6 protein-coding genes are annotated in these 6,688 nt (G+C 58.0%); 4 read left to right on the top strand and 2 right to left on the bottom strand.

The window, feature by feature from the left end; genetic code table 11:
* Positions 1-107: 107 nt before the first annotated feature.
* Positions 108-575, bottom strand: a complete 468-nt coding sequence (locus DXD49_RS09490) for a hypothetical protein (protein WP_117794833.1) — start codon at positions 573-575, stop codon at positions 108-110.
* Positions 576-850: 275 nt separating this feature from the next.
* Here DXD49_RS09490 and DXD49_RS09485 point away from each other — a divergent pair, with 275 nt between their 5' ends.
* The gene (locus DXD49_RS09485) at positions 851-1,282 is read left to right on the top strand and encodes an Hsp20/alpha crystallin family protein (RefSeq protein ID WP_055251783.1); all 432 of its coding nucleotides are present in this window, start codon (positions 851-853) and stop codon (positions 1,280-1,282) included.
* Positions 1,283-1,364: 82 nt separating this feature from the next.
* Here the strand turns inward: DXD49_RS09485 and DXD49_RS09480 are convergent, their stop codons facing one another.
* The gene (locus DXD49_RS09480; protein WP_117743987.1) at positions 1,365-2,174 is read right to left on the bottom strand and encodes an MBL fold metallo-hydrolase; all 810 of its coding nucleotides are present in this window, start codon (positions 2,172-2,174) and stop codon (positions 1,365-1,367) included.
* A gap of 48 nt (positions 2,175-2,222) precedes the next feature.
* Here DXD49_RS09480 and tilS point away from each other — a divergent pair, with 48 nt between their 5' ends.
* From tilS to ftsH, 3 genes are all read left to right on the top strand, one after another.
* On the top strand, positions 2,223-3,764 hold the full coding sequence (gene tilS, locus DXD49_RS09475) for a tRNA lysidine(34) synthetase TilS (protein ID WP_199406605.1): 1,542 nt from the start codon (positions 2,223-2,225) through the stop codon (positions 3,762-3,764).
* Between the two features lie 147 nt (positions 3,765-3,911).
* Positions 3,912-4,460, top strand: a complete 549-nt coding sequence (gene hpt, locus DXD49_RS09470; protein WP_117734837.1) for a hypoxanthine phosphoribosyltransferase — start codon at positions 3,912-3,914, stop codon at positions 4,458-4,460.
* 1 nt (position 4,461) lies between these two features.
* The gene (ftsH, locus tag DXD49_RS09465) at positions 4,462-6,609 is read left to right on the top strand and encodes an ATP-dependent zinc metalloprotease FtsH (RefSeq protein WP_117734838.1); all 2,148 of its coding nucleotides are present in this window, start codon (positions 4,462-4,464) and stop codon (positions 6,607-6,609) included.
* The last annotated feature ends 79 nt before the right edge of the window (positions 6,610-6,688 follow it).

The following is a 6,688-nucleotide window of genomic DNA, read 5'->3' as shown; positions in this document are numbered from 1 at the left end:
GGAAATGGAGAAGGGGGAGGCCTCGCGGCCTCCCCCTTTTTTGCGTTTACGGGGCATAAATGACTCATTTACGCCAGACGATTTAATTCTTTTTTGGTATTGAGCTTTTATTTAAAGAAAATAAAACGAATAACAAGGGCAACTGCTATGGCTGTAATGATCAAAAGCAGGATTGCCAGTCGATGTTGCTTGCGTCGTTTACTTGACGAAACGAAGATTGATTTGCCCTGTTTTGGCGTTTCTAGATAGCGAGCCGAGTTCGTCAAGGTTTGCTTGGGTCGCGGCCCTCTTTGTCGATGAGCGGCGGATGCTTTCATCGGCTCATCCCTATCTGCGCTGTTTTTAGATAATGGTGCGTCTTTCAGATACACAGGGTCACCCGAGGCCACGCCCATATGCTTGCGTCCCGTTTGCGCATCTTCGAGTGTTTGATATCGGTTTCTTGTCACATATTCCGGTCCTGGATCATTGATGGGCTCTTGCGAGATGTGGGGGCGGTGGAATCGAATCGGTTGCGGGCTGGACACTTCGTCCTGCTCCGGCATAAGCGTGTTTTCCTGTTTTTGATCGTCCATGATGCCCTTTAGCTCGTTACCAACAACGTGTACGCGCTCATTGTAAGCCCCTTGTTATTTGTAGCTGCGAACATACTCGTTATTTAAGCTCTGGTTCAAAGAACCTTAACCTTACTAAAACTTGAGTCATACACACTTAGATATGCTTATAGTACTGGACTCAAAAAACTTTAAGTCGATGTATATCTAAGCACTGTGTGGGCATATATAAGAGCGTCAAAAGAAGTCCCAGTCACCTAGAAGATGGCTCGGCAGTCCTAAAAGGAGTGGTAAACATGGCAAGCATGGTTCCTTATCGTTCGGTTTTTGGCGTTCGTCCTTCTGCTAGCTCGCTGTTCGATCTGTTTGATGATATGACCGACCTTGCAAACAACTCGATTGCTTCCAAGGCGTTCCCCGTTGATGTCGAGGACAAGGGCGATGGTTATGAGGTCAAGGCGTATCTGACCGGCGTGGCTAAGGATGACATCGATGTTGAGCTTAATGAAGGCCGTCTGTCCATTAGCGTGAACGTTGTGGAGGACGAGGAGAACGAGGGCAAGAACTTCCTGCAGAAGGAGTTCAGCTCGTACAGCGCGACGCGTGGCGTGTATCTCAAGGACGCTTCGAGCGAGGGCCTCTCGGCTAAGTATGCTGACGGCATCCTGACCGTAACGGTTCCCAAGATCGTCGAGAAGAAGAACGTTACGAAGATCTCCATCGACTAACTTCGTTGGTGCTCCGCGCTATTAAAAGACAACAAAAGGGGCTGGGAAGCGATTCCCGGCCCCTTTTGCTGTCTAGGACAGACTATTGAATGGTTGCTGGTCGATGCTGGCTTGCGGGGCGTATCGAGAGTTTTCGCGATCCTTGGAGAAGGGTGGCGGAACTGCCGACCTCGTCATCCAGGGTTGCGGCTAGAGCTTTGGCATAGCTTTTGACGGTAAGGCTCGGGCGATTGTTATCTTGGCTGATATGCATCGCAATGAGCTGTTCGGTGCGATCGGTGACGAGCCCACGCGCTGCGTCGGCGGCTTGGTCGTTAGAGAGATGGCCTTTTGCAGATAAAATTCGCTCTTGGAGGAAGCGGGGGTAATCCCCTTGGCGCAGCATGGCCACATCGTGGTTGCTCTCGAGTGCAAGAACTCGGCAGTCTTCGAGGGTGTCTATAGCTTGTTTGGTTAGCTCTCCGGTGTCGGTGGCAAAGCCAATGGAGTCATCGAAAGTGTCGAATCGATAACCGACAGGATTGATGACATCATGCGATGTTGGGTAGGTTCGCACGCGGATGCCGGCAATGGAAAGCGTGTCGCCGGGGTCAAATTCCTCTACGGGTAGATGTGCGAGGGTTTCTTTGCACGAAAGCGTGCCCCTGCTGGCAAAGAGGGGACCATGCCAGTGCTTGCACCATACATCGAGCCCTTTGATGTGGTCGGTGTGCTCATGGGTAATTACAAGCGCGGCAACGTCGTCTGCCGAGAGGCCGAGCTCCGCCATGCGTTTAAGTGTCTCGCGGCGGGACAGGCCATCATCGATCATGATGAGACCTTGCGGCCCCTCGATGAGCGCGCAGTTGCCTTTTGAGCCGCTGCCGAGGATATGAAGGTGCAGGCGAGACATAAGATTCCAAAGGATACAATGGGTGCGGACGAATAGAGGAGGAAGCGAATGCCAACGGTATCTCAGCACTATGGACATCATGCTGCGTCGAGGGCGGATGATTACGCCCTGGCGACGCGGCAGACGGCTGCTCCTGTGGTGCTCATGGTATCAGGTGGTGCGGACTCGACGGCCTTGCTTCTTATGGCATGCACATCAAAGTTGGATATCATGGACGGGCGCGGCGTCGCTTCCATTGCGCGCGAGCGTCTGCACGTACTGCATGTAAATCATCACCTGCGTGGTGAGGCGTCCGATGGCGACGAGGCCTTTGTGCGCGAGCTCTGCGCGCAATATGGCTTGCCGCTGTGTGTTGAGCATGCCTATTTTGATGATGAATCGGGCAATATCGAGGCGGCTGCCCGCGAGGTACGCTATGCCGCGGCACGGAGATACGTTCGTGAGCTCTGCGCCCAGACGGGCGCACCGCGGACGGCGGCCCGCATCTGTACGGCGCACACCTCATCGGACCGCGCGGAAACGTTTTTGATGAATGCGATTAAGGGGTCGGGGCCCGCTGGTCTATCGAGCATTCCACGCCGTCGGAACATCGTGGTACGCCCCTTGCTCGACCTCACGCATGATGAGCTCGTGAACTATCTGCAGGTGCATGGCCAGCTGTGGCGGGAGGATGAGAGCAACGAGGACGTTTCGTACCTGCGCAACTATGTGCGCCACCGGGTGATGCCGGTGGTGGCACAGCGCAACGCGAACGTCTGCAAGACGATTGGTGCCGCTTGCGAGATCCTGGGCGACGAGGATGCGTTTTTGTCTCAGCTTTCGGCTCAGGCGTTTCGAAGCTGCCTGCGCAAGGAAGTGGCGGGTGCGCTGGTCCTCGACGCGCGCCGCCTTGCCGCGGCCGAGGTGGTGATTGCCCGGCGCATCGTACGACTGGCAATTAAGCGCATCGACCCCGATGCTCGGCCGGAGATGCGGCATGTGGAGCGCGTGCTCGCCTGTGTTGCCGAGGGTGCGGGCTCGGTCACACTCCCGGCGGGAATTGATGCGCGCGTGGAGTTTGGAATGCTGGCACTCAAGGCCCCGGTGGCGCGCGAGGGCTTAGTTGCCGACTGGATCTCCGTTCCCGGGCGCCTGTCTTTGGGGGCGGGGCGTATGCTGGTGGCCGAGCCGATGGCCGTTGAGCCGGGATACGATGTCGTGCATCGAGCCCGCGAGCTTGTGGCTGCCGGAGAGGTGGCCGCTATCGTGGATGCGGCGGCCTTGGGCTTTGCCGACCGCGATAGCGATCGGATGCTCGCTGGCTCGTGCGGAGAGATTCCCGCTGAGGCTCGATCGGCGCGCTTGTGGGTGGATAACCCTGTGCCGGGGGATGTGATGTGCCCGCTGGGAATGAGTGGTCGAAGCAAGAAAGTGTCCGACCTGCTCAACGAGGCGCGCATTCCCGTTTCCGAACGCTCTGGCGTGCCCGTGGTAAGAACGGCTCCGGGGGGAGCCGTGGTGTGGGTTGCGGGCGTTCGGGCCGACGAGCGTTTTAAATGCACGGCCGCAACGCGCGTGGCATATCTGCTCCGCGTAGTCGATGCGGAATAGCGCCTTGCGCCTACTATTCTGTGCGACGTTGACGGTATTCCCGCGCTGATGGCGCACGGGCTGGTAAATATACCCCGTGCGCTGCTAGAATGTGTAGTTCGCGTCCATACGGCGGTGTGTGGGCGATAAGCACAAGAAAGGGTTGTCATGGCTTCTCAACATCCGGATATCGAGAAGGTTCTGTTTACGCAGGAGGATATCGACGGTATCGTTTCTCGCCTAGGCGAGCAGATTACTCGCGACTACGTGGGTAAGGATCTGGTGCTGATCGCGGTCCTACGCGGCGCCGTGGTCTTTATGGGCGACCTGATGCGCAAGATCGAGCTGCCGACCAACATCGATTTCATGGCTGTTTCGAGCTACGGCGACGGCGTGAAGTCCTCCGGCATCGTGCGTATCATCAAGGACCTGGATATCGACATCCGTGGCCGCGACGTGCTGATCGTCGAGGACATTCTGGACTCGGGCCTGACGCTCAAGTATCTGATGAAGAACCTCGAGAGCCGCAAGCCCGCTTCTCTGGAGGTCGCCGCCTTCCTGTGGAAGGACGTTGAGGACCGTGCCTCGGCCGTCACGCCCAAGTATGTTGGAACCCATTGCCCCGATGCCTTTGTGGTGGGCTACGGCCTCGACTATGCCGAGCGCTATCGTAACCTTCCGTATCTGGGCATTTTGAAACCGGAGGTTTATTCGTAAGATGCCCGACGACCGTAACGATAACAATTCCCAGACTCCCCGGGAGCCTAAGATCCCGGGGATGCCCGGAGGCAAGAAGCCCACGCGTACGGGCTGGCTGTATTTTATTTTGGCTTGCGCGCTTCTGGGCTACGCCTTCTTTAACATGGGCTCCGGCTTTGCCAATTCCAGCAATACCGTAAAGCTCGCGACGAGCGAGATGGTCAACGCCATTAAGCAGGATCGCGTCGAAGATTTGACCTATACGGTTCAAGACGGAAGCGTGGCGGGTCATTACTGGAAGACAAAAAAGGACAAGGGCGACACGAGCGAGCTCAAGAGCTTCTCCTCGACCTATGTCGGCTCCGATTCTCTTGCCGAGCTTATGGCGGAGCACCCCGATACCAAGTACATCGTCAACACCAATGACCCCGATTTTTGGGGCGACCTGGCGATGAGCGCGCTGCCGACGATCGCCCTGATCGCCATCATGTTCTACTTTATGCGCCAGATGATGGGCGCCAACAACAGGAACATGCAGTTTGGCAAGACCAACGCCAAGACCAACGAGGCAACGCGCCCCAAGGTCAAGTTTGAGGATGTTGCCGGTGTGGACGAGGCGGTCGAGGAGCTCGAGGAGATTCGCGACTTTTTGAGCGATCCGGATCGCTATCGAAAGCTGGGCGCCAAGATTCCGCGCGGCGTGTTGCTGGTTGGCCCTCCGGGTACTGGTAAGACCCTGCTGGCCAAGGCCGTTGCCGGCGAGGCGGGCGTGCCGTTCTTTAGCATCTCGGGTTCCGACTTTGTCGAGATGTTCGTGGGCGTCGGCGCCAGCCGCGTGCGCGACCTCTTTAAGGAGGCCAAGTCCCAGGCCCCGTCGATCATCTTCATCGATGAGATCGATGCCGTGGGACGTCAGCGCGGAGCCGGCTTGGGCGGCGGTCACGACGAGCGCGAGCAGACGCTCAACCAGCTGCTGGTCGAGATGGACGGTTTTGAGGAGAGCGAGTCGGTCATCCTGATCGCCGCCACCAACCGCCCCGACATTCTGGATCCGGCGCTGCTGCGTCCCGGTCGTTTTGACCGTCAGGTCACGGTCGACCGTCCGGATGTGAAGGGCCGCGAGCAGATCTTGCGCGTGCATGCCGAGAACAAGCCGATGGACGAGGACGTGAAGTTTGAGAAACTCGCCCAGATGACCGTTGGCTTTACCGGTGCCGATCTGGCAAATCTGCTCAACGAGTCTGCGCTGCTGGCTGCCCGCCGCCATCGTTCCGTGATCTCGATGGACGAGGTCGAGGAATCGATGGAGCGCGTGATTGCCGGTCCGCAGCGCAAGGGTCGCGTGATGACCGAGGCCGAGCGCACCACGATCGCCTACCACGAGAGCGGTCACGCCCTGGTTGGTCACATCCTGGAGCACTCCGATCCGGTCCACAAAATCTCGATTGTCAGTCGCGGCCAGGCCCTGGGCTACACGCTGCAGCTTCCGCAGGAGGACCACTTCCTCAAGACCAAGAACGAGATGCTCGACGAGCTTGCCGTGTTCTTGGGCGGTCGCGTTGCCGAGGAGCTCATGTGCGACGACATCACGTCGGGCGCGAGCAACGATCTGGAGCGCGCGACCAAGATGGCGCGCGAGATGGTCACGCGTCTGGGCATGAGCGAGGAGCTGGGCACGCAGGTGTTTGGCGAGGCGCAGCATCAGGTGTTCCTGGGCCGCGATTACGCCGATCACCAGGATTACTCCGAGGAGACGGCGCGTCGCATCGACATTGAGGTCCAGCGCATTATGCGTGAGGCCCATCGTCGTGCGGTCGAGATTTTGGATGCTCGTCGCGATCAGCTTGACCTGATGGCGAAGGTGCTGCTTGAGCGCGAAACCGTCGAAGGCGACGCCGTGAACGCCCTGCTCGACAACGAGTGGGATGCCTACCTTGAGCGCGAGGGCGATATCCTGGCAGCCAAGGAGGAGCGCAATGCCAAGGCGGCCGGCATGCCGACCAAGAAGCGTGCGCCTCGTATGAGCGAGGAGGAGCTGGCGGCCGATGCCGCGGCATTTGCGCAGGCGGCCATGCAGGAGGATGCCGACGTCGCATCTGAGGATGCTGACGATGTCGAGACTGCTGACGCAAAGAAGGCCGACGGCAATACTGACGTCGACGAGTAATCTTTGTCACGAAAGCCTCCGCGGGGAAACCTGCGGAGGCTTTTTCTTTGGCTCTGTTAGACCAGGATTGACATACATG

Source organism: Collinsella sp. TM05-38 (genome assembly GCF_003466445.1).
Taxonomy (GTDB): Bacteria; Actinomycetota; Coriobacteriia; order Coriobacteriales; family Coriobacteriaceae; genus Collinsella.
This window is presented reverse-complemented; position numbering and strand designations above follow the sequence as displayed.

What these genes read in the sequence shown, in the direction of transcription:
- DXD49_RS09480 (WP_117743987.1), bottom strand. Translation starts at nt 2,174, where the DNA reads ATGTCTCGCCTGCACCTTCATATCCTCGGCAGCGGCTCAAAAGGCAAC.
- DXD49_RS09490 (WP_117794833.1), bottom strand. Translation starts at nt 575, where the DNA reads ATGGACGATCAAAAACAGGAAAACACGCTTATGCCGGAGCAGGACGAA.
- DXD49_RS09485 (WP_055251783.1), top strand. Translation starts at nt 851, where the DNA reads ATGGCAAGCATGGTTCCTTATCGTTCGGTTTTTGGCGTTCGTCCTTCT.
- hpt (WP_117734837.1), top strand. Translation starts at nt 3,912, where the DNA reads ATGGCTTCTCAACATCCGGATATCGAGAAGGTTCTGTTTACGCAGGAG.
- ftsH (WP_117734838.1), top strand. Translation starts at nt 4,462, where the DNA reads ATGCCCGACGACCGTAACGATAACAATTCCCAGACTCCCCGGGAGCCT.
- tilS (WP_199406605.1), top strand. Translation starts at nt 2,223, where the DNA reads ATGCCAACGGTATCTCAGCACTATGGACATCATGCTGCGTCGAGGGCG.